Annotated in this window: 24 protein-coding genes; 5 read left to right on the forward strand and 19 right to left on the reverse strand. The window is 49.7% G+C overall.

The window, feature by feature from the left end:
- Positions 1–12: 12 nt before the first annotated feature.
- Both K6T23_RS15945 and ald read right to left on the reverse strand, forming a co-directional pair.
- Complete coding sequence (locus tag K6T23_RS15945; protein ID WP_079516614.1) at positions 13–243, reverse strand: hypothetical protein; 231 nt, start codon at positions 241–243, stop codon at positions 13–15.
- A gap of 200 nt (positions 244–443) precedes the next feature.
- Positions 444–1,562 (reverse strand): alanine dehydrogenase, encoded by a 1,119-nt coding sequence (gene ald / locus K6T23_RS15950; protein WP_238281713.1) that lies wholly within the window; start codon positions 1,560–1,562, stop codon positions 444–446.
- A gap of 144 nt (positions 1,563–1,706) precedes the next feature.
- Here ald and K6T23_RS15955 point away from each other — a divergent pair, with 144 nt between their 5' ends.
- On the forward strand, positions 1,707–3,020 hold the full coding sequence (locus K6T23_RS15955; protein WP_238284452.1) for a purine-cytosine permease family protein: 1,314 nt from the start codon (positions 1,707–1,709) through the stop codon (positions 3,018–3,020).
- A gap of 12 nt (positions 3,021–3,032) precedes the next feature.
- Here the strand turns inward: K6T23_RS15955 and K6T23_RS15960 are convergent, their stop codons facing one another.
- Positions 3,033–3,176 (reverse strand): hypothetical protein, encoded by a 144-nt coding sequence (locus K6T23_RS15960; RefSeq protein ID WP_159640757.1) that lies wholly within the window; start codon positions 3,174–3,176, stop codon positions 3,033–3,035.
- A 105-nt stretch (positions 3,177–3,281) separates the two neighbouring features.
- Here K6T23_RS15960 and K6T23_RS15965 point away from each other — a divergent pair, with 105 nt between their 5' ends.
- Complete coding sequence (locus K6T23_RS15965) at positions 3,282–3,737, forward strand: universal stress protein (RefSeq protein ID WP_238281715.1); 456 nt, start codon at positions 3,282–3,284, stop codon at positions 3,735–3,737.
- A gap of 40 nt (positions 3,738–3,777) precedes the next feature.
- Here the strand turns inward: K6T23_RS15965 and argH are convergent, their stop codons facing one another.
- Complete coding sequence (gene argH, locus K6T23_RS15970; RefSeq protein ID WP_079516618.1) at positions 3,778–5,157, reverse strand: argininosuccinate lyase; 1,380 nt, start codon at positions 5,155–5,157, stop codon at positions 3,778–3,780.
- Entirely contained in the window at positions 5,154–6,368 is a 1,215-nt protein-coding gene (locus tag K6T23_RS15975) for an argininosuccinate synthase (RefSeq protein ID WP_056534915.1), read from the reverse strand. The genes argH and K6T23_RS15975 overlap by 4 nt, the downstream gene beginning before the upstream one ends.
- Positions 6,369–6,540: 172 nt before the next feature.
- Here K6T23_RS15975 and K6T23_RS15980 point away from each other — a divergent pair, with 172 nt between their 5' ends.
- Positions 6,541–6,840: a hypothetical protein gene (locus K6T23_RS15980; RefSeq protein WP_238281717.1), complete on the forward strand. Its 300-nt coding sequence runs from the start codon at positions 6,541–6,543 to the stop codon at positions 6,838–6,840.
- Positions 6,841–6,877: 37 nt separating this feature from the next.
- On the opposite strand, the gene K6T23_RS15985 is transcribed toward K6T23_RS15980, so the two are convergent.
- The 8 genes from K6T23_RS15985 to sppA all read right to left on the reverse strand — a co-directional run bounded on the left by K6T23_RS15985 (position 6,878) and on the right by sppA (position 15,183).
- Complete coding sequence (locus K6T23_RS15985; RefSeq protein WP_238281720.1) at positions 6,878–7,711, reverse strand: EcsC family protein; 834 nt, start codon at positions 7,709–7,711, stop codon at positions 6,878–6,880.
- Positions 7,712–7,929: 218 nt separating this feature from the next.
- A complete protein-coding gene (locus K6T23_RS15990; protein WP_079516619.1) occupies positions 7,930–9,123 on the reverse strand; it encodes an acetate kinase in 1,194 nt (397 codons plus the stop codon).
- Positions 9,124–10,288: 1,165 nt separating this feature from the next.
- Entirely contained in the window at positions 10,289–11,275 is a 987-nt protein-coding gene (locus K6T23_RS15995) for a class I SAM-dependent methyltransferase (RefSeq protein WP_238284453.1), read from the reverse strand.
- A 123-nt stretch (positions 11,276–11,398) separates the two neighbouring features.
- The gene (gene tpx / locus K6T23_RS16000) at positions 11,399–11,899 is read right to left on the reverse strand and encodes a thiol peroxidase (RefSeq protein ID WP_053426339.1); all 501 of its coding nucleotides are present in this window, start codon (positions 11,897–11,899) and stop codon (positions 11,399–11,401) included.
- Between the two features lie 129 nt (positions 11,900–12,028).
- A complete protein-coding gene (ytfJ, locus tag K6T23_RS16005) occupies positions 12,029–12,484 on the reverse strand; it encodes a GerW family sporulation protein (RefSeq protein WP_056534907.1) in 456 nt (151 codons plus the stop codon).
- Positions 12,485–12,499: 15 nt separating this feature from the next.
- On the reverse strand, positions 12,500–13,210 hold the full coding sequence (locus K6T23_RS16010) for a DUF2953 domain-containing protein (protein ID WP_079516620.1): 711 nt from the start codon (positions 13,208–13,210) through the stop codon (positions 12,500–12,502).
- A gap of 426 nt (positions 13,211–13,636) precedes the next feature.
- A complete protein-coding gene (locus K6T23_RS16015) occupies positions 13,637–14,161 on the reverse strand; it encodes an RDD family protein (protein WP_238281721.1) in 525 nt (174 codons plus the stop codon).
- Positions 14,162–14,175: 14 nt separating this feature from the next.
- Entirely contained in the window at positions 14,176–15,183 is a 1,008-nt protein-coding gene (gene sppA / locus K6T23_RS16020) for a signal peptide peptidase SppA (RefSeq protein ID WP_056534902.1), read from the reverse strand.
- 152 nt (positions 15,184–15,335) lie between these two features.
- Here sppA and K6T23_RS16025 point away from each other — a divergent pair, with 152 nt between their 5' ends.
- Positions 15,336–16,133: an NAD kinase gene (locus K6T23_RS16025; protein WP_238281723.1), complete on the forward strand. Its 798-nt coding sequence runs from the start codon at positions 15,336–15,338 to the stop codon at positions 16,131–16,133.
- A 68-nt stretch (positions 16,134–16,201) separates the two neighbouring features.
- Here the strand turns inward: K6T23_RS16025 and rarD are convergent, their stop codons facing one another.
- The 6 genes from rarD to K6T23_RS16055 all read right to left on the reverse strand — a co-directional run bounded on the left by rarD (position 16,202) and on the right by K6T23_RS16055 (position 23,283).
- Positions 16,202–17,116, reverse strand: a complete 915-nt coding sequence (gene rarD, locus K6T23_RS16030) for an EamA family transporter RarD (RefSeq protein ID WP_079516622.1) — start codon at positions 17,114–17,116, stop codon at positions 16,202–16,204.
- A 72-nt stretch (positions 17,117–17,188) separates the two neighbouring features.
- The gene (locus tag K6T23_RS16035; RefSeq protein WP_238281725.1) at positions 17,189–18,790 is read right to left on the reverse strand and encodes an amidohydrolase; all 1,602 of its coding nucleotides are present in this window, start codon (positions 18,788–18,790) and stop codon (positions 17,189–17,191) included.
- Between the two features lie 130 nt (positions 18,791–18,920).
- Positions 18,921–20,501: an acyl-CoA synthetase MbcS gene (gene mbcS / locus K6T23_RS16040; protein WP_238281727.1), complete on the reverse strand. Its 1,581-nt coding sequence runs from the start codon at positions 20,499–20,501 to the stop codon at positions 18,921–18,923.
- Between the two features lie 134 nt (positions 20,502–20,635).
- Positions 20,636–20,839 (reverse strand): alpha/beta-type small acid-soluble spore protein, encoded by a 204-nt coding sequence (locus K6T23_RS16045; RefSeq protein WP_048007455.1) that lies wholly within the window; start codon positions 20,837–20,839, stop codon positions 20,636–20,638.
- A gap of 90 nt (positions 20,840–20,929) precedes the next feature.
- Complete coding sequence (gene thiI, locus K6T23_RS16050) at positions 20,930–22,135, reverse strand: tRNA uracil 4-sulfurtransferase ThiI (RefSeq protein ID WP_056534892.1); 1,206 nt, start codon at positions 22,133–22,135, stop codon at positions 20,930–20,932.
- A complete protein-coding gene (locus tag K6T23_RS16055; protein ID WP_238281729.1) occupies positions 22,132–23,283 on the reverse strand; it encodes a cysteine desulfurase family protein in 1,152 nt (383 codons plus the stop codon). The genes thiI and K6T23_RS16055 overlap by 4 nt, the downstream gene beginning before the upstream one ends.
- 283 nt (positions 23,284–23,566) lie before the next feature.
- Here K6T23_RS16055 and brnQ point away from each other — a divergent pair, with 283 nt between their 5' ends.
- Positions 23,567–24,904, forward strand: coding sequence for a branched-chain amino acid transport system II carrier protein (gene brnQ / locus K6T23_RS16060; protein WP_238281731.1), 1,338 nt, complete (start codon positions 23,567–23,569; stop codon positions 24,902–24,904).
- The last annotated feature ends 43 nt before the right edge of the window (positions 24,905–24,947 follow it).

Consider the following 24,947-nt stretch of genomic DNA (forward strand, 5'->3'; position numbering starts at 1 on the left):
CTCCCCCTTCCGTCATCGACCGAGTACGCGCTTCCTCTCCGGCTGCCTCGTGCCCTTCTTTCCTTTCTTCGGTGAATAAAGCACGGCTGCGAAGTTCCCCGCAAGGACGAACATGGCAAGGATCAGCCATGAAAGGGAGAACCACCCTTCCATCCCCTCTGCAAAGATCGACAGCCTCGGTACTGCATAATAGAGTAAAACCCCCGTCATCAATAGACAAAGGACGTATCGCTGCTTTTTCATTCATCCCACTCCTTCCTGCTTACCCCATCTATATGCACTGATCTCGGGAAAGTTGTCCCAGGATGAAGAAGTCTTATGATATAAAAAGGATGATGCCGGGTCCGGCACCATCCTTTTAGTGTTATGACTAATCTCAGAGGGTAGGAGAACTCCGGATCAAAGTTTTTCATCTGATCCGGAATAGGCCCTTTACCTTACCCTTACACCTGCTTCAACTGGGTGTGGGTATCGGAATAATCGAGATCGTGGGCCTCCGCAACCGCTTTGTAGGTCACATAACCGTTCAATGTATTGATTCCTTTCATCAGCGGCTCATGATCCATGCAGGCTTTCTTATAGCCCTTATTGGCAATGAGCAGGGCATAGGGTACGGTCACATTGGTCAGGGCGATCGTGGACGTGCGAGGCACTGCACCCGGCATATTGGCCACCGCATAATGGACAACTCCGTGCTTCACATAGGTGGGATGATCATGGGTCGTGATCCTGTCCGTCGTCTCGAAAATCCCTCCCTGATCGATGGCAATATCCACAACGACCGAGCCGGGGTTCATGGACCGGATCATCTCTTCGGTCACGAGCTTCGGAGCTTTTGCCCCCGGTATGAGCACCGCTCCGATCACAAGATCCGATTCCTTCACGGCATGCTCGATATTCAAGGGGTTGCTCATGAGCGTGGTCACATCACGGCCAAAAATATCATCAAGCTGCCGCAACCGCTCGGGGCTGAGATCGAGTATCGTGACGTCGGCACCAAGACCGACAGCCATTTTGGCCGCGTTCGTCCCGGCGACTCCACCCCCGATGATCGTCACCTTGCTTCGACTCACTCCCGGAACCCCGGAAAGAAGGACCCCTTTCCCGCCGTGGATCTTCTCAAGGAACTGCGCCCCGATCTGGGTCGCCATCCTTCCTGCCACTTCACTCATGGGAGTGAGAAGCGGGAGGGAACGGTTCACCTCGACGGTCTCATAGGCGATCCCCACCACCTTGTTCTCGATCAGGGCCTTCGTCAGTGCAGGCTCAGGTGCAAGATGGAGGTATGTAAACAGGATCAGCCCCTCGCGGAAGTATCCGTATTCCTCTGGCAGCGGTTCCTTCACTTTCATGACCATCTCTTTGGCCCACGCTTCTTCTGCACCGCCGACGATTTTCCCTCCAGCGTTCACATAATCTTCATCGGCGAAGCCCGACCCATTGCCTGCGCCCGACTCGATGAACACCTCATGACCATTCACCACCAGGTTCACGACACCAGCAGGAGTCATAGCCACCCTGTTTTCATTATTCTTGATCTCTTTCGGTATGCCGATCTGCATAATCCTTCCTCCTTCTTTCCTGATGAACACGAAAGCCTCGATCCATACTCCAAGGTATTCAACGAAAACGCTTCTGTTTCCTCTCAGGAATCATTACAATAAGATATGTTCAGTGTCGCCAAAGATAAAGGAGTTTATGTGAAAATGAAAACGTCCATGATCGAACGATTCGGACTCGAATCCATCCCTCAAGTTAAAAAGACTACCTCTTGGAAAGAATACTTCATCATCCAGCTCGCATTTTCCGTGAATTCGGGGAACTTCCTTGTACCGGCACTTGCCGTGGTCCAAGGCGGACTTCCCTTTTATGCAGCATTCCTCTCGACGGTATTAGGTGCCTTCCTGGCCTTCTTCTGCGTATCCATGCTGTCCCTTCCCGGTTCCCGATACGGGCTGCCGGCTCAGTATGTCCTCAGGTCCGTCCTTGGTAAAAAGCTTTCCATGAGGGTCGCTTCACCGGTCCGCACCCTCACATCCCTCTATTGGTTCAGCGTGCAGACCATCGGCGGGACGATGGTCGTCACCTCCATGATCAAGAAATTGACCGGTGCCTCCATCCCGTTCATCCCTGTGGCACTCGGCCTCGCCCTCTTGATGACCGCTCTGGCCCTTGTCGGCTTCGAAGCAGTCAAACGTGCCACCAAGTGGTTCATTCCCATCTTGATCGCCGGCCAGTTCATCCTGTTGGCCCTATTCCTTACAGGAGACCAAGGCGGAACAGTTCATCAGGGCAGCTTCTCGACAGGAGCATTCTTCTTTTACGGAAGCCTTGCCTTCGTCCAGTATATTTCCGGTGTGAGTGCGGCATCCGATATGACCCGATATAGCGTGAGTCCACGTCAGGGGTTCTGGGGCGTCCTTGGAGGAAACATGACCGGGTTCATGATGACAGCCCTTCTTGGCGGGATATGCGCCAGCCTTTACGGGGGATTGAATCCCTTCGTGACAGCCGGTGAACTCACCTCATCCTTGTTGCTACTGTCGATCATCACCATATCGGCCCTGGTCTCCATGATTTCCATCAACCTTAGCAATGCATATACAGGAGGCTACAGTCTGCTCAATGCCCTTCCACACCTGAGCAGGATCCAGAGCGCACTCCTCTTCTCCATCGCCGGGATCATTCTCAGTCTGTTCCCACAGCTCGTCTATGGGGCAGAAGGGTTCATTTCCCTCCTTGGCATGCTGGTGGTGCCCTTATCGGCCATCATTGTCAGCGACTTCCTTCTTCTCAGGAAGGGACGTCTTCACGAAAGTGACCTCGCCGCCCTCGCTGCAGGAACGACTGGAACGAACAAGACAGCCATCTACGTGATGGTCGCAGGCATCGCCCTGTATGCGCTCCTTCCCGATTTCCTATCACCAGGCTTCCTGTCTTTCTTATGTACTGGGGCTCTCTACTTTTTCGCGAATCGGCTCCAAAAAGAAAAAGCCTCGATCACCCATCAGGCAGGGTGATCGAGGCTCCTGTTAATTCTCTTTTTTTTCCTCGGCATCATAGCGTCCGTCCTCAGTACCGACAACGCCGCTCGTGTATGAATCCATAATCTGTTGACTTACCTGCTCGCTTGCTCCTTCATCATATGTGAGCTGTTTGTTTTCATCCTTTTTCAAGATGATCCCTCCTCCATTCGTAGGAAATTCCACCTTATTGTTTGAAAATTCGCTACAGAAATACGTGGGAAAATATAGTATGATAAAGAAAAGGAGGGGTTGAAGATGGGTTTGAAATATCGTGATATTCTAGTGGCTGTAGATGGATCAAAAGAAGCGGAATGGGCCTTCAAAAAAGGAATTGCCATTGCCAAGAGGAATGGTGCTGTCCTTTCACTGCTCCACGTCATTGACACTCGGTCTTATGCCGCCATCGACTCCTATGATCATACCATCGGGGAACGGGCCATCAAATACGCAGAAGAGCTGCTTGGTGAATATAAAACCAATGCGGAACGATGCGGCCTCACCAAGATCCACACCTATGTAGAATACGGATCACCCAAAGTGGTCATACCGAAGAAAGCCTCCGAAAAAGGAAAAGACCTTATCATTTGCGGGGCGACCGGTCTTAACGCTGTGGAACGGTTCCTGATCGGCAGCGTTTCGGAACACATCACGAGGGCCGCCAAATGCGACGTCCTTGTGGTCCGGACCGAAGAGCCCGATGAAGAAGAGTAACACATACAACATCCCCCTGAATCGCTTCAGGGGGATGTCTTTATTTCGTCACCAAAGCACCTTTGGCTTTTTCAATTTGAATCTTCACCTGTTCAAAGCCGGTACCGCCATAGGAATTCCTACGCTTCACGGCTGCAGAAGGGGCGATGATGTCATAAATGTCGCTTTCAATCAGTTCTGAATGCTGTTGATACGTAGCGAGAGTCACATCCTTCAGGAAGTAGCCCTGCTCGATACAATGTAGCACAAGCTTCCCTACGACCTCATGTGCCTTACGGAACGGCATGCCCTTGGCAGCAAGATAATCGGCAAGCTCCGTCGCGTTGGAGAAATCGGTCCCGACCGCTTCTTCCATCACGTCTTTATTCACCGTCATCGTATCCATCATGCCCGTAAAGATCTTCAAGGAGCCAATCACAGTCTTCACCGTATCGAACATCCCCTCCTTGTCCTCCTGCATGTCTTTGTTGTAGGCAAGAGGCAACCCTTTCAACACGGTAAGGAGCGATAGAAGGTTTCCGTTCACCCTTCCTGTCTTCCCGCGGACAAGCTCTGCCATATCGGGGTTTTTCTTCTGAGGCATGATGCTGCTTCCTGTCGTGAAACTGTCATCAAGCTCGATAAAGTGGAACTCCTCCGTCGACCACAGGATAAACTCTTCTGCCAGGCGAGAAAGATGCGTCATGAGGATCGCACTGTTGCTGAGGAACTCCAAGATGAAATCCCTGTCGCTCACAGCATCCAGGCTGTTTTCGTATACCCCACTGAATCCAAGGAGTTCAGCCGAGTACGCCCGATCGATCGGGAAGGTGGTCCCCGCAAGCGCCCCTGCTCCAAGAGGGGACAGATCAATACGCTTCATGGAATCACTCAGGCGCTCCTTATCACGATCAAGCATCCAGTAATAGGTCATCAGATGGTGGGCAAATGAAATCGGCTGGGCACGCTGCAGATGCGTATACCCTGGAATCATCGTCTCGATATTATCCTCGGCCTGCTTCAATATGGCCTCCTGGAATTCTCCGATCAGCCCGATGACCTCTTCCACCCTTTTCTTAAGGAAAAGATGCATATCGGTAGCGATCTGATCGTTCCGGCTTCTGCCTGTATGAAGCTTCCCTCCAACCTCTCCGACCGTATCGATGAGGAGCTTTTCAAGATTCAGATGGATATCCTCATACTGGGTGGAGAACTCTAGGCTGCCTGCTGCAGCCTTCTCCTCCAGTTCATTCAATCCGCCAAGGATCTGATCGGCTTCTTCAGCCGACAGGATCCCGCATTTTTTCAGCATGGTGACATGGGCCTTGCTTCCCTCGATGTCTTCCATGACCAGTTCCTGGTCGAATGAAATGGACGCATTGAATTCATCCACCCACTCCTCAGGTTTTTTCGTAAAACGTCCTCCCCATAACTTCATCATAGAGAAACCTTTTCCTTTGCCGGTTTATTCACCATGGATGATACCTTCGTCGGAAGACCCCAGAGCTTGATGAATCCGACAGCGGCATCATGGTCGAATTGGTCGGCTTTTGTATACGTCGCAAGGTTTTCGTCATACAGGGAATTCGGAGACATTCTTCCTTCTACGATGGCATGGCCTTTGAACAATTTCACACGGACCGTCCCGTTCACAAACTGCTGGGATTCATCGAGGAAGGCCTTCAAGGCTTTGTTCAACGGTGAGAACCATAGTCCTTCATAGATCAATTCGGTCATTTTCTTCTCGATGACCGGCTTATAATGGGCAAGTTCTTTCACAAGGGTCAGATCTTCCAGTTCTTTATGTGCTTTCAGCAACGTGATGGCAGCCGGGCATTCATAGACCTCGCGGGACTTGATGCCGATCAGGCGATTTTCCACATGGTCTATTCGGCCTACACCGTGCTTGCCTCCAAGGAGATTCAGCTTGGCAATGAGCTCATGAAGGGGATAAGGAACAGAATCCAGTGCGACCGGCACCCCTTTGTCGAAGGTGATTTCAACCGTGTCGGCTGTATCCGGTGCTTCCTCGATGCTCACGGTCAAATCATACGCATCTTCAGGCGGTGCTGCCCAAGGATCTTCGAGGACTCCGCACTCATTGCTTCTTCCCCACAAGTTCTGGTCGATGGAATACGGAGAGTCAAGATTGATCGGAACCGGAATCCCTTTTTCTTTTGCGTATTCAATCTCCTCTTCCCTTGACCATTTCCAATCACGCACCGGTGCAAGAACCTCAAGTGAAGGATTCAATGCTGCAATGGAGACTTCAAAACGAACCTGGTCGTTCCCTTTTCCCGTACAGCCGTGAGCGACTGCCGTTGCATTCTCCTGCTCCGCGATCTCCACGAGTTTTTTGGCGATAAGGGGTCTGGACAGAGCCGACACCAACGGATACTTCCCTTCATAAAGAGCATGGCTTTGCAGTGCCAACAGGGCAAATTCATCCGCGAATTCTTGTTTCGCATCGATCACATAGCTTTTGGATGCGCCGACTTTCAATGCTTTCGATTGAACAAAATCAAGATCCTTTCCTTCCCCGACATCCAGGCAACATGCAATGACTTCGTACCCTTTTTCTTTCAACCACTGAACTGCAACTGACGTATCTAAACCACCTGAGTAGGCTAAAACCACTTTTTGATTCAACATAATTCCCTCCAATAAATCTTCTCGATTGAATAAATATTCTTTAAGTTGAATTAATATTAGCATCTATTGTGTATTTATTCAACACTTATTCATGAATTTGTATAAATTCTTATTCGATTCCTTCAGTGAATTCGTGTACGATGGAAATGAATCAACGAAATGAGGGATCATCATGATCAACTTTTCAACAGATGAGCGATTGAAGATCCGACTGCCCGATCTGACCCGGGATTGGAACGGGTACACTCCCCATGAGAAAGAAAAGATCCTGATGGAGTGGGAAAAGATCCGCGGCACCATCCCCGATCGCATAAAGGAACTGGAAGTGGAAATTGAAAAACTCCTGACCGACCTGTCGGAGGAAGACGATTTTGAACGCTCATGCATGATCAATGAACGGATCAGCGACCGCGCTTCAACCATCAACGATCTGTGGATCTGGTATCGGACCAACCCAGAAATCCACGCATAAAAAAACGGCGGAGATCCCATTCTCCGCCGTTTTCCTTTTAGCTTTTCTTTACCCTTAAATACCGATACTGATAATATTTCTCTGCAAATGCCGTGATCCTCCGGGACAGCTGATAATTCGATCCCGCCCCGATCGCCATGGAGATCAGGGGCAGCCCCGACCATTTCTTGCCTTTGAACATGGAAATCGCAAGTGCCTTCATGGATTGCTTCAGCGTCCCCTCAAGCCACGTATAATCCGTCAGCTGCTCCGAACCATCAAAGAAATACGTTGAACCCCTGCTCTCCAGGTCTTGAAGAAGATCTTCCCACGCTTCGGCCTGCAGCCTTGCAGGCAAGGTGGCCGCGTGGAACACCTTCAGGGAAGTCATGGTTTCAAATGGCGTCTGCACGTCACAGCCATAGGACGCAGCAATCAGCTGGATGGAACGAAGATTGATGACGGCCATCGCAGGTAGATCAGATCCTAGCGCCACCAAGCCCCCTGTGCCGGTGATCCCCCCTTGGACAAGGGAATAGAGACGATGTCGTCCCGCATGCTGTTCAGCGATATAATGCAGCTGATCAATGGACAGCGCTGCAAGATCATCCACCACCTGGATATCAGGGTTAAAGGTCCTGGCCGTGGACAAAATCCGTTCTTTGGCATCGTTTTGCATCTGTGACCCTTGAATTAGGGAGTGAAGCTGAAACAACCATCCGTCCAAGCGCTGAAAAAATGATTCCTGGAGCTCTTCAGGGACCGCCGCAAAAGCCGTATCCAGCCATTTCACATATGTAAACTCCAGGTCATTTGCTTCATAATCATACAAATCACGTTTCCAAGCCTTGATAGAATCCCATACCTGTTGATCTCTTTCAGACCAGCTCACACCATCCACTCCTCGCACAAACTAGATTTGTTCTAAGTATATCACACTCATTTTGGAAATCAGCCTGAAAATACCGGTGGAAAATGAGCCGGCAACTCCACCTTTGACACATACTGGCGTTCCTTCATCCCATCTTCATACTTTTTCTTCCATCAGTTTTTGTCCCGATGAACAAAAAAGAGCCTTCACCCGGTCTGGGTGAAGGCTCTGGTGAGCGATCAGATGTCGCCTTTTTCAAGAACGTCACGGGCGATCATGACTTCTTCGTTGGTCGGGATGACCATGACTTTTACAGGTGAGTGAGGGTAGCTTAGGAATGTTTCTTCCCCGCGCGTCGTGTTGCGTGCAGGATCCCAGTACACACCCATGAATTCAAGGCCTTTAAGGACTCTTTCACGGACGATCAAGCTGTTTTCACCAATTCCGGCAGTGAAGACGATGGCATCGACACCGTTCATGCGAGAAGCATATGAACCGATGTATTTGTGGATGCGGTTGGCGAATACGTCAAGAGCAAGCTCAGCACGTTCGTTTCCTGCTTCCACTCCATCCTGGATGTCGCGAAGATCGCTTGAGAATCCAGATACACCGAGGATCCCTGATTTTTTGTTCAGAACGTTCAACACTTCATCAGCCGTTGAATCGGTTTTTTCCATAATGAAGGGAATCAACGCAGGGTCGATATTACCTGAACGTGTACCCATTGCCACACCCGCAAGTGGAGTGAAGCCCATAGATGTATCGATGGATTTGCCGCCTTCGATCGCGGCGATGCTTGCTCCGTTACCCAAGTGACAAGAGATCAGGCGAAGCTGCTCTTTCGGGCGACCGAGCATCTCAGCTGCACGCTCAGAAATATATTTATGGGATGTACCGTGGAAGCCGTATTTGCGGATTCCGTATTTTTCGTAGTACTCATATGGCAGGCTGTACAGGAATGAACTTTCAGGCATCGTCTGATGGAAAGCTGTATCGAACACAGCAACAGCCGGCACATTAGGCAGGATGTTCCTGAACGCTTGGATTCCAGTCAGGTTCGCCGGGTTGTGAAGGGGTGCAAGCTCTGAGAGCTCGTCGATTTTCTCCAATACTTCATCAGTGATGAGGACGGATTCATTGAATACTTCCCCACCGTGTACAACGCGGTGACCGATTCCTTCGATTTCATCAAGAGAAGAAATGATGCCGAAACCAGTGAGCTTGTCCAAAAGCATTTTAACAGCCACTTCGTGATTCGGGATATCGGTGATTTCTTCGTTTTTCTCGCCGTTTACAGAAATGGTGAAGACGGAATCCTTCAGTCCGATACGCTCAACGAGTCCTTTTGTGATGACGGTTTCTTCCGGCATATCAAAAAGCTGAAATTTCAAGGAAGAACTTCCAGCGTTAATTGCAATGACTTTTTTTGCCACGGTATATCGCTCCCTTTATGTTTGAATCTCTTCATTTATTTTGTTCCATGAACGAATTTTTATCTCTCAATTCCTCATTTAATCACTAGCCCACCCCCATTTCAAGAAAAAGCTTGAAATGACATCGGTTACATGTTAAATTAATTATTTTCCCAAAATTTAAATAATGAGTGGGAAGAGCCGAAATCGTTCTGGATGGATGTGTAATGGGTGTAGGGATCGTTCCTTTTCGCTACGGGCACTTGCTTTCCTGCGGGGAGGGTGGCAAGCCTCCCTCTTCCCCACAAAGTGACTCGCAGCGAAGGACACCCGACTCCTACGGGAATAGTGGGCAGGGTGAGACCCCGCAAGCATGAGGAGGCTCACCGCACACCCCGTGGAAAGCGGCTGACCGCAGCGAAGAGGCACGGACCCTTCCCCATCAAATACCATTATCAAAAAGAGACAGAACGTTGGAGGTTCAAGCAGGGTCGATCCTCTCACAACATAATAATCAGCACCCCCTCCTCTTACCCAAAGAGTGACTCGCAGCGGAGGGCAGCCGACTCCTACGGGAATAGTGGGCAGGGTGAGACCCGCAAGCATGAGAAGGCTCACCGCAGCGGCTGACCGCAGCGAAGAGGCACGGACTCTTCCTTATCAAACACTATTATCAAAAAGAGACAAGATGTTGAGGGTTCCAGCACCGCCTCTTCTCTCACAACGTGAAAATCAGCACACCCTCCTCTTACCCACAAAGTGACTCGCAGCGAAGGACAGCCGACTCCTACGGGAATAGTGGGCAAGGTGAGACCCCGCAAGCATGAGGAGGCTCACCGCACACCCCGTGGAAAGCGGCTGACCGCAGCGAAGAGGCACGGACCCTTCCCCATCAAATACCATTATCAAAAAGAGACAGAACGTTGGAGGTTCAAGCAGGGTCGATCCTCTCACAACATAATAATCAGCACCCCCTCCTCTTCCCCAAAGAGTGACTCGCAGCGGAGGGCAGACGACTCCTACGGGAATAGTGGGCAGGGTGAGACCCCGCAAGCATGAGGAGGCTCACCGCACACCCCGTGGAAAGCGGCTGACCGCAGCGGAGAGGCACGGACTCATCCCCATCGCACCCCTTTCTCAAAAATAGCAACAAAAAAAGGCCGCTAAAAAGCAGCCTTTCAAACAATCATCGTTTATTATCAGTCAACCATCCATCAATCTTACCGAGGATGTCCTGTAGCGCCCTTTGATTGGACAGGCTCGGAAGCTGTGCCAACAGGATTTCTTTCGGCGCCTCCACTCCATCACCCTTCTTCTGAAGGATCAAGATGCTTTTGGCAGCATGCTTATTCTTGAATAGGGACAGGGGCAGTTGTAAGAAGCCCTGGATATTCGCCGTTTCATTCAAGAAGTTTTGAAGCTGTGGTGCAAATGGAGACTCAAACAAATTATTCGGGACGATGAAGAACAGATAGCCCCCCTCTTTTGTATGCTTGAGGCTTTGCTCGATGAAGAGATGATGGGCATACGAATGACCCTCTTCCGCCTGGAGCTCATAGTCCTTCGCCCTCACATCGTTCGGATAGTACCCGATTGGCAGATCACTTAAGACAAGATCCACGGGATCGATCATGAGCGGTTCAAGGGAATCCTGGTTGAAGAGCTGAAGGGGATGCTTTTGCAGGTTGGCTCCTACATAGGCGAGCTTGATCAGCACCTCATCAATTTCCACGCCGATGGACTCCGTCTCTTTCCCCGTCAGGTGATTCAGCACCGTGGTCAGGAGATTACCTGTTCCGATCGCTGGGTCCAAGACATTGAGCGTGTCCATTCCTTCGGTAAAACGGTTCACCAGATAGCTGATGAACATGCCTAGGGAATCCGGCGTCATCTGGTGATTCGGCTGGACATTTTCTTTCATCCCTTTCAAGATGGCAAATTGGAAAGCTTTCCGGATATCTTCATCTGCCGTCTCGTCAAGGTTCAGTTCCGCGTATTTTTTGGATAATCGCTTCTTCGTAAGCTCGCTGAGTTCATCTTGAAGGATCTCCTCCTGAAAGAGATTCTCTCCTGTTTCAGCGACTGCCTCCAGATAGGTACAGTTGAGCTCCTCCTGAAGAAGGGTTGAGGTTTCATCGAGTATGCCGAAGAGTGTTTCGACTGGTGAATTCATCATGTACGTTCATTCCTTTTCACGGTTTGGTGCTTTTATTGTAACGTGGGCATCGCCTTTTGTAAAAACCAGACCCTTTTTGCGGCAAAAAAGGATGCTGGCCGTGGCCAGCATCTGGTGTCATTATTTTGCGTTTTTAACAGCTTCGATTGCTGCTTCATAGTTCGGGTGATCGGTTCCTTCGCTCACATACTCTGCATACGTCACTTCGTCGTTGCTGTTTACGACGAATACGGAACGTGCCAACAGACGGAGTTCTTTCATGTAGACGCCGTATGCTTCACCGAAGCTCATATCACGGTGATCAGATAGGGTTTGGACATTCTCGATGCCGTTTGACCCGCACCAGCGTTTTTGTGCGAAAGGCAGATCAGCGGAAATGGTCAAGACTTCCACATTTCCGAACTTGACTGCTTCTTCATTGAACTTTCGTGTTTGGGCGTCACAGACGCCTGTGTCGATAGAAGGAACGACAGAGATCAAACGCACCTTGCCTTTTGAATCCTGAAGTGTCACTTCTGACAGATCGTTGGCCAGTACGGTAAAATCAGGTGCTTGGTCCCCTGCTTTGACTTCGCTGCCTACGAGTGTGACAGGATTGTTTTTGAATGTGATAGATGCCATTATGTATTCCTCCTTTAAAATAGGTTGTACTTCCTCATAGTACAGAAAAGAGGTGAGGGTGCGCAACTGTTATGGCTTACCCTTTTCGTAAAGAAAATGAGGCATGCAGGAATCTGCACGCCTCAAGGCTTAGAAGTCTACATTTTGTTTATGGTGATCCGGTCCGTGTCCATCATGGTCTTTCTTCAACATGCCCTGGATCTTTTCGATGGCACCTGGTGCTAGATCGAGAAGACGGTCAAGGAGATGGGTATTTTCATCAAGATGAAGCATTTTGATGCCTCTTGAACTGACGATCAGAAACGCGATCGGGGTGATGGATACACCTCCACCGCTTCCTCCACCGAAAGGTTGTTGCTTTGGTCCGGACTGCGGCTTGTCTCCATTATCTCCGCCTTTACCCTTGCCGTCGATGATGAATTCACTGCCACCTGCAGCAAATCCGAACCCGACTTTCGATACCGTCAAGATCACGCTTCCGTCTGGTGTTTCGACTGGATCACCGATGATCGTATTCACATCGATCATTTGTTTCAGATTTTCCATGGCGGTGGTCATTAACCCTTCAATAGGATGTTCGCTCATGTCAGTTCCTCCTTATTATACTGAATGTTTTTCACCTGAGAGGGTGGACAATGGCGTTGTCTTGAACGTGGCCTTGCCGCCCCTCCAAAAACGAAGTATCTTGAAACCTACGAGGATAGCATTCCCAATTCTGAATTGGATGATACATGAAAATCTGGTCTGGATGATCGCTTGTTGAAAGTCGGGGACCACCTGTAGATCCGGCATGGACTGAAGCCTGATGTACCCGCTCATGAGACTGATGATGCTTCCTTTCAACCCCCATATCGCCCCTGTGAAGGAACCTGTTGTGGCGGCATCACCCGTGCCGATCTTCGTATGCCAGATCACGTCATCCATCTTCACTTTCTTCATGAAATGCCGGATGATCCGGTGCAGGGACCGTACATGGACGAGGAGGGTCTTCGTATCTTTAAGGCTATTCATGAATTCCGAAGGGGTCACCTTCTTCTTATCTTCTTTTTCCTTACCGGAAGAGCCGGCATCCCCTGCCTTCTTTTTTTCTTCCAGAACGATATTCGGACCATCATCATCGACTTTCACCATGGGGATGTCGATTGTATATTTAAGGATTCCATACCATGCCCTGAGCATCACCTTGAAATGATCATTATCATTTCCGTGATAGAGGGATATGGTAATGGTCAGTTTGGTTATAAAAATGATTACGAATAATAGCAACAGCAATGCAGCGAGGATCAGGAGGGTCCATACCCACCAGCTCATATCCATCACACCCCTTCAACTTCCCATTATCGCCTCGACGATCATGATTTAAACCTTTCTTTTCCTTTTGGCCCCCTAAGATCAAGCATGGAAGGGATTCCACTCTCAAATACAATGAAAGAGACTGGGACAAGAGTGTTTTAGTCATAGTAAAACCCGAACTATCTTGCCTGAGATAGTTCGGGTTTTTAATGTGTTTCATGTCCATTATTATTTATTTGTTCCTAGCGGTTGATTGGAGTGCAAGACGAAGACTCCAGCGGGAAGAGTAGCTGATATGAGACCCCGCAGGCTTGCCGAGGAGGCTCACGGGCTACCCGCGGAAAGCGAAGTCTTGCACGGAAATCATGAGCGGTATTAAGAAGCCATACTGATATTGTTCGTCATGACCTTTTTTGTTTTGTCCCAATCTTTTTTGATTCATGTTTATACCGGGGTGAACTCCAGCTTTCTTTTTTCCTGTACGACCGTTGTATCGGCAAAAAGATCATGGATCCCCTGCTTTTTCGTGGTGAAGGCGACAACCGCGTAGAGGAGGAAGAACGTGCCGGTGATGAATCGTCCGATCAGTTCCCTGAATAAGACGGTTCCCCAGTCGAGCTTCTGTCCTTTGATTCCGACCACTTTAACGCCGAATACCATTTTCCCGAGTGTCTGGTGGAAGAACTTCGTCATGAGAACGAAGTAAGCGTAAAAGACAATGGTAGTCAGGATGGTGTATGGAGCGAACATGGAGCTCCCCATCGGGATATCCAGCAGCTTGAATACCGGTGTTACGAGGAGGCGTGTCACACTTCCGATCACAATCAGGTCGATGATGTAGGCCCAGAATCTGATCCAAAACCCTGCCAGGAAAAACCCTTTGGCAGGGATGCCTGATTCTATTCTTTCTTCTTTCGGCTGCTCCCTTTCAGGAAAGGGCACGCCGTCTTGTTCATATACGTCACTCATCGGTCAAGCCCTCCTTACTCAGAATATAGATACATCAATCGTGGTGCGTTTGGTTGGGATAGGATCTTGGCAAGGGCCGTTGCTTCCATGTCTCCACCGATCATTTTCTTCGCGCCCATATTGAAGAGCCCTGCGAAAGAGTCACCTGAGGAATAACGGAATACTTCTGCATCTTTCAGCTTGTAATCCTTCTTCATGGCCTCAACGGTGTCTTCATAATAACCGAATTCATCGATAAGATTGACTTCCTTCGCCTGCTGTCCGTCATAGATCCGGCCGTCGGCGATTTTCTTCACTTGTTCTTCCGACATGTCACGGCCGCTTGCGATGACGTCCACGAATCCTTCATAGGAATTATCGATCATGGACTGCAGGATATCCCGCTCTTCATCGGTCATCTCCCTTGTCGGGCTCATGATATCTTTGTATGGACCACTTTTGATCGTAACGAAGTCGACTCCGTATTTTTCAGCAAGTTCTGAATAATTGATACCCTGCATGATCACCCCAAGGGAACCTGTGAGGGTTTCTTTGCTGGCGAAGATCTTGGTGGCAGGGGCGGATATGTAGTAACCACCTGAAGCGGCCGTGCCTCCCATGGACACATAGATCGGTTTCTTTGTATCTTTTTTGATTTCTTCAAGCTTTTTGTGGATCTGGGCGCTTTCCACCACTCCTCCACCAGGTGAGTTCACCTTAAGAATGACCCCTTTGACCGTGTCGTCCTTTTCAACAGCGTCGAGCTGCTCCAGGAATGACTGATGGTTATAGCCCGCACTCTCGAACAGCGAGCTCGCACCTCCTGTATCCTGTATGACTCCGTTCACTTCGAGTACGGCGATCCGGTCCCCGGACGACCCTGTATCCAATACTTCTTCATTCAGGGTCGAGTCCATGCTCAACACCTCTTCCCAGGCACTTGTGAAATCACCCTTCAATGCCGATGTGGCGAAGTTGACGATGACCGAGACAAAGAACAGTCCGGCTGCGATCCCAAGTGCAATCCATCTTTTTGCATTCATGTTGTATAATCCTCCCTTTCTCATCCTATCTTATGTAAGGATATCTTTATCATTCTACATATAAAACGTGGTAGAATATTCACTAAGTAAGATTCTAGCAAATTTTTAATCAAATGGGAAAACTTAACCTACATCGACAGGGGGCATTTCACATGAATCGTCGCAATATTTATTTTTATCACCTGAAAGATGCTGCACTCGGAGCGAAGGTGGATTCACTCTATGAACTCGCGCGCCGCTATGATTTCACCATCGTTAATCGTCACGAAGATGCGAGTATCATCGTGAGCGTAGGGGGCGACGGTACCTTCCTTCAGGCCGTCAGAAAGACCGGCTTCCGGCAGGACTGCCTCTATGCGGGCATTACCACCGGCGGTACACTGAGCATGTACTGTGACTTCCATATTGATGATACGTCTAAAATGATCGAGGCGATGACCAAGGAACAGATCGAAGTCAGGAAATACCCGACAATCGAAGTGACCGTGGATCATCAAACCTCATTCCTGTGTCTGAATGAGTTCAGCATCCGCTCCGGCATCATCAAGACATTCGTGATGGATGTCTTCATCGACGATAACCATTTTGAAACGTTCAGGGGCGATGGTATGGTCATCGCTACACCGACGGGCAGTACGGCCTACAATAAATCCGTCAACGGAGCAGTCGTCGATCCGATGATCCCCTGCCTTCAGGTGAGTGAGATGGCTTCCTTGAACAATAATCGGTACCGGACATTGGGCTCTTCCTTCATCCTCAGTCAGGAACGCCGACTTGTCCTGAAGATCGTACAGGACGGGAATGATTATCCGGCCATGGGCATGGACAATGAAGCCCTCGGCATCCAGCACGTCGAAACCATCGAGGCGAAGCTGAGCGGAAACATCATCAAGACCGTCAAGCTGAAGGATAATTCTTTCTGGGAAAAGGTGAAGCGTTCATTCCTGTAAGAAGAAAAAAGAAAACCCGGATATGCCGAAAGGGAGGGCCACTCCCTTCTAGGCATTCCGGGTTTTTTCTATGCGCTCAGCCGGGCATCTTTACGCCTTTTCCTGGCGAGCTGAAGCCGAGATGCCGTCAAAACGGCCAACGCGAGCCAGATGAAGCAAAAAGCGATGGCATGGACGGTAGAAAACGGCTCATGATACATCCACACGCCGAGGATCAACGTGATGGTCGGAGCGATATACTGCAGGAATCCCACCATATAAAGGGGGATCTGCTGGGCCCCGCGTGAGAAGAACAAGAGTGGGATCGCCGTCGCTGCACCTGCTCCGATCAGAAGCAGATCAGTCCCAGTTCCCGTATGGAAGAGTGCCAGTGAATCATCCTGATACAAGAACAGGAGGTACACGATTGAAACGGGCGCTATCGTCATGGTTTCCAAGGTCAGTCCGATGGACGATTCAACCTGGATCAACTTTTTGGCCAGCCCGTATAAACCGAACGAAAACGCCAGACCGAACGCGATCCACGGGAAATCCCCATAGGACAACGTGAGGACGAGGACGCCTGCCGCGGCCAAACCGAATGACAGGATCTGGGCTTTGGAGAGTTTCTCCTTGAGGATGAAGACCCCTAACAGGATGCTCACCAGGGGATTGATATAGTATCCGAGACTTGCTTCCACCATCTGATCTGTATTGACGGCCCATATGTAGATGAACCAGTTTGCGCTGATCAATAAAGATGCGACCAAGAGCGCAAGGACCTGCTTTTTCTTCGTCAGTGACGTTTTCAGATAGGACGTGAATCCTCTGAACCTTCTTGTGACAAAGAGGAACAGCAGCATGAACCAGAAGGACCAGAAGATGCGGTTTGCCAGGATTTCATCGGCTGGGACATCTCCGAGAAACTTCCAATAAATTGGGAGGATCCCCCATAATAGATACGAAAACGCGGTATACACAATTCCCGTCTGACTTGTCTTCATTTTGTTACCCCCAAACTATTTCAATGACCGAAATAACTTCATTATAGCCATGGGGGTGACCAGGAGCAATCATTATTTTTTCCTATCTCTGTCATATACGATGTCCTCATCGACTACGGTCATCGCCACCACTTGTTTCAGGAGCACATCAGGGCCTCCTGTGAAGGGATCTTCATTGAGGATCGTGAAGTCTGCATCATACCCTTCCTTGATGAGACCGCGGTCGGCTTCGTGGTGACACGCGAAGGCACTGCCTTTTGTAAACAGGGAGATGCCTTCATACATGCTCAATACCTGATCGGGTCCATAAACCGTATGATCGTGATCGGTCGGGTTGGTCCGGGTTACGGCCGCATGGATACCAAGCAGGGGATTGACCGGCTCGATCGGGGCATCCGAACCGCCTGCGCAGTGGATCCCTTCTTCAAGGAGGGTCTTCCAGGCATAGTTATATTTCATCCTATCTTCCCCGATCCGGTCGATCACCCATGGGAAATCTGATGCCACAAAACGGGGTTGGATATCAAGGATCAAATCCAGTTCCTTGATTCTCTCGATCAATTCATGACGGAGGATCTGGGCATGGATCAATCGATCGCGCCGCCCCTTCACCGTAGGCTCTTTCGTGATGGCATCCACCACCTGTTCAAACGCCAGGTCTCCGATGGTATGGACGGCGATGGGTAAATCATAGGATCTTGCCTTCGCTACGAGAGCCTGCAAGTTTTCCTCCGTATGGATACTCACCCCGTTGGTGCTTTCATCATCGGCGTATGGATGGCTGAGGAGGGCCGTCCTCCCACCAAGGGCACCGTCGGCAAAGATTTTCATGGCGCCGAATTCCACATAGGGGCTCCCCTCGAGGAATTGATGCCCTTCATCGCGCCAGTCTTCAACGACGGCATGATGGACAAGGAGGTGTGCCCTGAATTTCTTACCGTCTTTTCCGAGGGTATTCCTGAACGCCTGATACGTTTTGTTAAAGTTCCCGTAATAGCTCAAATCTTCTGTGTGACCACCTGTAAGGCCGTTTTCCCAGCAGCTTTGAACCCCTTTTGCGAGGGCTTCTTCGAGGTATTCCAACGAAATGGAAGGCAGGATCCCCGTCACGATATCCTGTGCCGTATCCTTCAGCACCCCGTTGACACGTCCGTCATCGTATCGGTCGATCAGTCCCCCTTCGGGATCTTCCGATGCGTCGGTGATGCCAGCTTTTTCAAGGGCCAATGTATTGACGACGATGGCATGGCGGCATATCCGTTTCAGGAGGACAGGGTGTCCCACCGCTACGTGGTCGATTTCATCTTTGGTGATGACTTCAGGATCTTCCCAAAGATTTTCATTCCACCCTTCCCCGATGATCCAGTCTCCTTCAGGGGTACGGTCTGCCTTCTCCTTGACCGCCAGCAGCACCTGCTCCTTGCTGGTCATCTCGGAAAGATCCAGCCTCATCAAGGTCTCTCCATGTCCAATGAGGTGCATGTGACTGTCCACAAACCCCGGGAACATGATCTTGCCTTCAAGGTCCATTTTCCGGTCGAATGCAAATTGCTCTATAAGGGCCGCTTCGCTGCCAAGTGCTTTTACTTTGCCATCTTCCGTCAAAACTGCTTCTACAGTATGACCTTCTGCCTGCATCGTGTAGATTGTTCCGTTCGTCCATAATGTTCCCATCGTGCTTGTTCCCTTCTTTCCAAAAAATTCTGTATCTACTGTACCATAAAAGTGCAAAAATCAGAAAGAACTGAATTTCGCATGCGATGACGAAAAAAAGGAAGCCCCTGCGGACTCCCTTTTTTGGCTATCAGTTCTGTGCTGCCAGTTCTTTTTGTCGAAGTTCGATCCTTCTGATCTTGCCTGAAGTCGTCTTCGGCAATTCGTCAACGAACTGAATCTTCCGTGGATACTTGTAAGGGGCCGTCAGTTCCTTGACATGTTCCTGAAGGGAAGGGATGAGAGCCGGATCGGCCTGGTCTACATCGTCTTTCAGGACGATGAACGCCTTGACGACCAGCCCCCTGATCTCGTCAGGGCTTCCGACCACGGCACATTCCTTCACGGAAGGATGTTTGACCAGGGCATCTTCTACTTCAAATGGGCCGATCGTATATCCTGAAGAAATGATGATGTCATCGCTCCTCCCCTCGAACCAGAAGTATCCATCTTCATCCCGTTTGGCTTTATCCCCGGTGATATAGTATTCTCCGCGGAATTGCATGGCCGTCCTTTCGGGATCTTTATAGTAGTTTTTGAAAAGGGCCGGTGTCTCAAGGTGTACTGCAATGTCCCCCACCTCACCCGTTTCACACGGTTTCCCAAGTTCATCGATGATTTCAACCCTATTCCCAGGAGTCGGTTTTCCCATTGACCCTGGACGCAGTTCCATTCCTTTGGTTACCCCGACAAGAAGGGTATTTTCAGTCTGACCGTATCCATCTCTCACAAGGACATCAAAATGCTTTTGGAACGCGTCGATGACTTCGCGATTCAATGGCTCTCCGGCTGAAACTGCGCTGTGAAGGGAATCAAGGTGATAGGAACCGAGATCATCCACCTTCGCCATCAACCTGTACTCAGTCGGTGTACAGCACAGGACATTCACCCGATGATCTTGAAGGATCTTCAAATAGGCATGTGGCTCGAATTTCCCTTGGTAAACGAGACCTGTCGCTCCTGAACCAAGGACGGATAGGAACGGGCTCCAGATCCATTTCTGCCAGCCTGGACCTGCCGTGGCCCACACGACGTCCCCTTCCTCGATGCCCAGCCATTCCTTTGCGGCTGTCTTCAGGTGGGCGTAGGCCCAGCCGTGCGTATGTACAACTCCTTTGGGATTACCCGTCGTCCCGGACGTATAGGAGAGGAACGCCATGTCATCACGGTGTGTATCAGCGAAACCAAGCTCGTCCGAAGCGTTTGTCGCTTCACCTTCGAGATCGATCCACCCTTCCTGCCCACCGCCGACCACAAATCTCTTTACATTTTCCATACCCGGAACACCTTCAAACTGACCGATAAACGGAGAATAAGCGACAATCCCCTTGACATCCCCATGATCAATGCGGTATCCGAGATCCTTGGCCCTTAACATTTCCGAACTCGGGATCACCACAAGACCGGCTTTCAAGGCAGCAAGATAAACAGCGTATGCCTCAATCAACCTTGGCATCATCACCAGGAGCACATCGCCTTTTTCAAATCCCTCTCCAATGAAAACGTTTCCATATTTATTCGCCACTTTAATCAGATCACCATAGCTGATCTGCTTCTCATTTCCTTGTTCGTCCATCCACAGGAGGGCTTTCGCTCCATCTTTTGCAGCAAAGCGTTCGACTTCCTCCACCAGATTGTATGTTTCCGGTGCTATAAGCTCTTCCCTTTTCATCGTGGTTCCTCCTTTATTTTACATAGCCCACTCTATTATACAAAATGTTTTTACTTTTTTAAATATTCTTTTTACTAGGCGCAAAAAAGAAAGGAGCGGGGCAATGCCCGCTCCTTTGTAGCCATTGTATTCAATTATTTTTGGTAACCGCCGATTTGTTGTTCAGCCATTTGAACCAAACGCTTAGTGATTTCACCACCTACAGAACCGTTAGCGCGGGCAGTTGCATCTCCACCAAGTTGAACTCCGAATTCAGAAGCGATTTCGTATTTCATTTGGTCGATAGCTTGTTGAGCTCCAGGAGCTACTAGTTGGTTAGAACTTCTGTTGTTTGCCATGTGTTTTCACCTCCTCGTTGCTTGTTGAGTATAGAATGTGCGAAAACACATGGCTTCATGCAAGGGATGTTCTTGGTAAATGTTCCTAAATCAGAGTAGCTCGTCGAAGCTTTCTTCTTTATGGGAAGAACCGTCGATCTGCATGATTTCCGTTTTTTCAACCGCTTCGCGGATGAGCTCATCAAAGTTGACAAAGCTTTCATAGTACTGGACCTTTTCACGCTTCGGCCTGGTTTTCGGAGCAGGCGGCGTAAAGATCGTGCAGCAGTCTTCGTATGGAAGAATCGAGATATCATGCGTATCGATCTTTTGGGCAATCTCGATGATTTCAAGCTTATCCATGGCGATCAACGGTCGAAGGACAGGGGTATTTGTGACATCATTGATGGCCTGCATGCTCTCCAGTGTCTGGCTCGCCACCTGCCCGAGACTTTCACCCGTCACAATGGCAAGCCCTTCGTGTTTTTCCCGGATCATGTCTGTGATCCTGAGCATCATTCTCCGCGTTGAAGTCATGGTGTAATTTTCAGGTACTTGATCATGAATCAGCTGCTGGATTGCAGTGAACGGGACAATATGAAGATTCACCTTGCCGCTGAACGCCGACAGCTTTTTCGAAAGATCGATGACCTTCTGCTTTGCCCTTTCACTGGTGAAAGGAGGGCTGTGGAAATGGACGGCATCGATCTCCACTCCCCGTTTCATCGTCAGGTAACCGGCAACGGGGCTATCGATCCCCCCAGATAGCATGAGCATAGCCTTTCCGCTCGCTCCCACCGGCATGCCTGTTGCACCCGGGTAGATTTCGGATGAAAGGTAGACCCCTTCCTTCCTTACTTCTACATTCAGTTTGATATCGGGATTGCGGACATCGACGGTCAAATCCTCCATATTTTTCAGGATGTATGACCCGATCTGGTAGTTCAATTCGTTCGTATCAAGGTGGAATGTCTTATCTCCCCGTCTTGCCGATACCTTGAACGTTTTTCCGGGTTCAAAGCTTTTTTGCACAAGGGCAAGGCCCGCTTCCATCATTTCATCCACATCCCTGCCCGTCATGACAACCGGGCTGAATGACTGGATGCCGAAGATCGAAGATAACCTTGTGATCACTTCATCCCCGTCCGCTTCCCCTAGCAGGATGTGAAGGCGATCCCTGCTTGCATTGACGGATATGGAAGGAAGGTCCTTCAGGGCCTCCAGGATGTTTTCTCTCAGTTGGGATGTAAATTTCTTGCGGTTTCTTCCTTTTGTGGAAATTTCACCGTATCTGACTAGAATTCGATTATATTTCATCGTGATCTCCTCATCGTTTTCGTTAATGATCGGATTTCCCTCTCCAATGTTTCCAGGAACATCCGTGCTTCCTGCATCGTCGTATGGTAGGACAGGCTCACCCTGAGGGAGCTGTTCGCCCGCATGTCCGACACGCCCATGGCAAGAAGCGTTTCGCTTGGTTTATGCTGTCTGGATGAACAGGCACTCGTGGTGGAAAGATAAATTCCATGCTGATCGAGTGAATGGACCATCACTTCCCCTTTGAACCCCTCAATGGAAAAGTTCAGGATATGGGGAGCTGCGCTAGTTTCAGGTGTATGGACCGTCACATAGGGGAGCTTGGATAATCCGTCCCTTATGAAGCCTTGGATTTCCTGCATTACTGGAAGGGATTCTTCCCTTTCCTTCAAATGCATGCGAAGGGCCTTGGCAAAAGCCGCGATCCCCCCTGTGTTTTCGGTCCCGCTCCTGAGGCTGCCTTCTTGGTCGCCACCGGATAACAAGGGGGAAAGGCGCACCCCGCTCCGGACATAGAGGGCCCCCGTTCCTTTTATTCCGTGAATCTTATGGGAGGAAAGACTGCACAGGTCCACTCCCGCCCCATGAAGATCAAGCGGTATTTTCCCACATGCCTGCACGGCATCCACATGGAAAAGGGTTTTCGGGCGCTCCTTGAGCAGTTCACCGATTTCCCGGATTGACTGGATGGTTCCGACCTCATTATTGACGTGCATGATGCTGACGAGGATGGTATCATCCCTGAGCGAGTTCGCGATTTCCTGCGGATCCACCCGCCCTTCCTCATCGACGCCTACATACGTGATGCTGAACCCGAACGGTTCAAGATCTTCTACAGCCTTTTTTACTGAAGGATGCTCGATGCGGGAGGTGATGATATGCCTTCCCCTGTTCTTGTACTGCATGGCCGTACCCTTGACGGCCAGATTATTCGACTCGGTCCCTCCCGATGTGAAGAAGACTTCCGGTCCTTCAACGCCAAGGAGGTCCGCTACCTGCTCCCGTGAACGTTTGATAAGGTCATCCGCCTTCCCACCGAACGAATGGATCGAAGATGGATTTGCATACAGTGTTTCGTTCACCTTCATGAACGTATGGAGTGCTTCTTTATAAGGTTTCGTTGTGGCACTATTATCTAAATAGATCATACATCTCACCTGCTTATGGTTTGGCTCACATTTCAATTTTTAATCTTACCATACCTGCAGGGATTCCCAAATAAGAAGCGCACTTTTTTATTGTTCATGAAATTTTAATATACTTTCCAAATTTATTCATTGAAATATAACTGAATTTTTGCGAGAATCATGTAAGTAAGTGACAGGTCATACTATTTGAATATACTAAATTGTTTGATTATTTCGTTATTGAACGCACTTATCCCTTCTTACCAACACAATCAACTAGCATGAATGAAACGGAGGAAAGTATATGAATAGGAAAGCGCTTCCGTTTAGTGGTGTAATGGCAATAGGCTTGATGCTGTTCGCACTCTTTTTCGGAGCCGGGAATATGATATTCCCTCCATTTTTAGGTCAGCAGGCTGGAGATCACGTCTGGACGGCCATCCTGGGATTCTTGATTACCGGTGTGGGACTTCCCCTTTTGGGCGTCATCGCGATTGCCAAGTCAGGAGGAGACCTGCAGTCCCTTGCGAGCAGGGTGCATCCCGTTTTCGGCATCGTCTTCACCGTCATCCTTTATCTAGCAATCGGTCCCTTCTTCGGAATACCGCGTACCGGTACGGTCACCTATGAAATCAGCGTTCTGCCTTTCTTGCCGGAAGGATTGACCGATAGCCGGATGCCGATGATGATTTTCTCGCTCATCTTCTTCTCTTTGACCGCTTGGCTCAGTCTGAACCCGTCCAAGCTGGTCGACCGAATCGGGAAGATTTTGACTCCTTCACTACTGATCATCCTTGCCGTTCTTGTCGTAAAAAGTATTGTCACGCCCATGGGCAGCCTTGGTACACCAATGGAAGCCTATCAAAATGGGCCCCTTTTCAAAGGATTCATCGAAGGGTACCTGACAATGGACACGATTGCGGCCCTTGTCTTCGGAATCGTGGTCATCAATTCCATTAAGGATCACGGCATCACCTCGAAGGCAAGTATTTCAGCCATCACCATGAAAGCCGGTGTGATTGCCGCTATAGGTCTTGCCCTCGTCTACCTGTCCCTTAGCTACATCGGAGCCAGCGGTACCGATGCTATCGGAGAACAAGCAAACGGCGGCGCACTCCTTGCTGCAGCATCGGAGGAACTGCTGGGGTCGTTCGGGATCATCGTCCTTGGCCTAGCCATCCTGTTTGCCTGCCTGACGACATCAATCGGGTTGGTATCGGCGAGCGCTCAGTACTTTTCCAAGCTGCTTCCGATCCCTTACAAAGCCTTGGTGTTCATCATTTCATTGTTCAGTATGATCATTTCCAACATCGGACTGACACAGCTGATTTCCATATCCGTGCCGGTGCTGATCTTCATTTATCCAATGGCCATCGTATTGATCATTCTTTCGTTCTTCCACAATCTGTTCAGAGGGTACCGCCCGGTGTATATCACGGCGCTTGCCCTGACCGCTTTCATCAGTCTATTCGACGGACTGAAGGAAGCCGGTATCGAAGTGACGGCCGTCAGGGACTGGCTTTCATTCCTTCCCCTCTATGCAGAAGGGATCGGCTGGATCGTCCCGGCGATTTTCGGGGCCTTGATTGGCTTCGTGATCTCATTGGTATTCGGAACGAGCAAAAGAGTGATACAAGCTTGATCGTGACAAAGTCCGCCTCGGCATCAGAGAGGCGGACTTTTTG

Source organism: Rossellomorea marisflavi, from assembly GCF_022170785.1.
GTDB lineage: Bacteria > Bacillota > Bacilli > Bacillales > Bacillaceae_B > Rossellomorea > Rossellomorea marisflavi_B.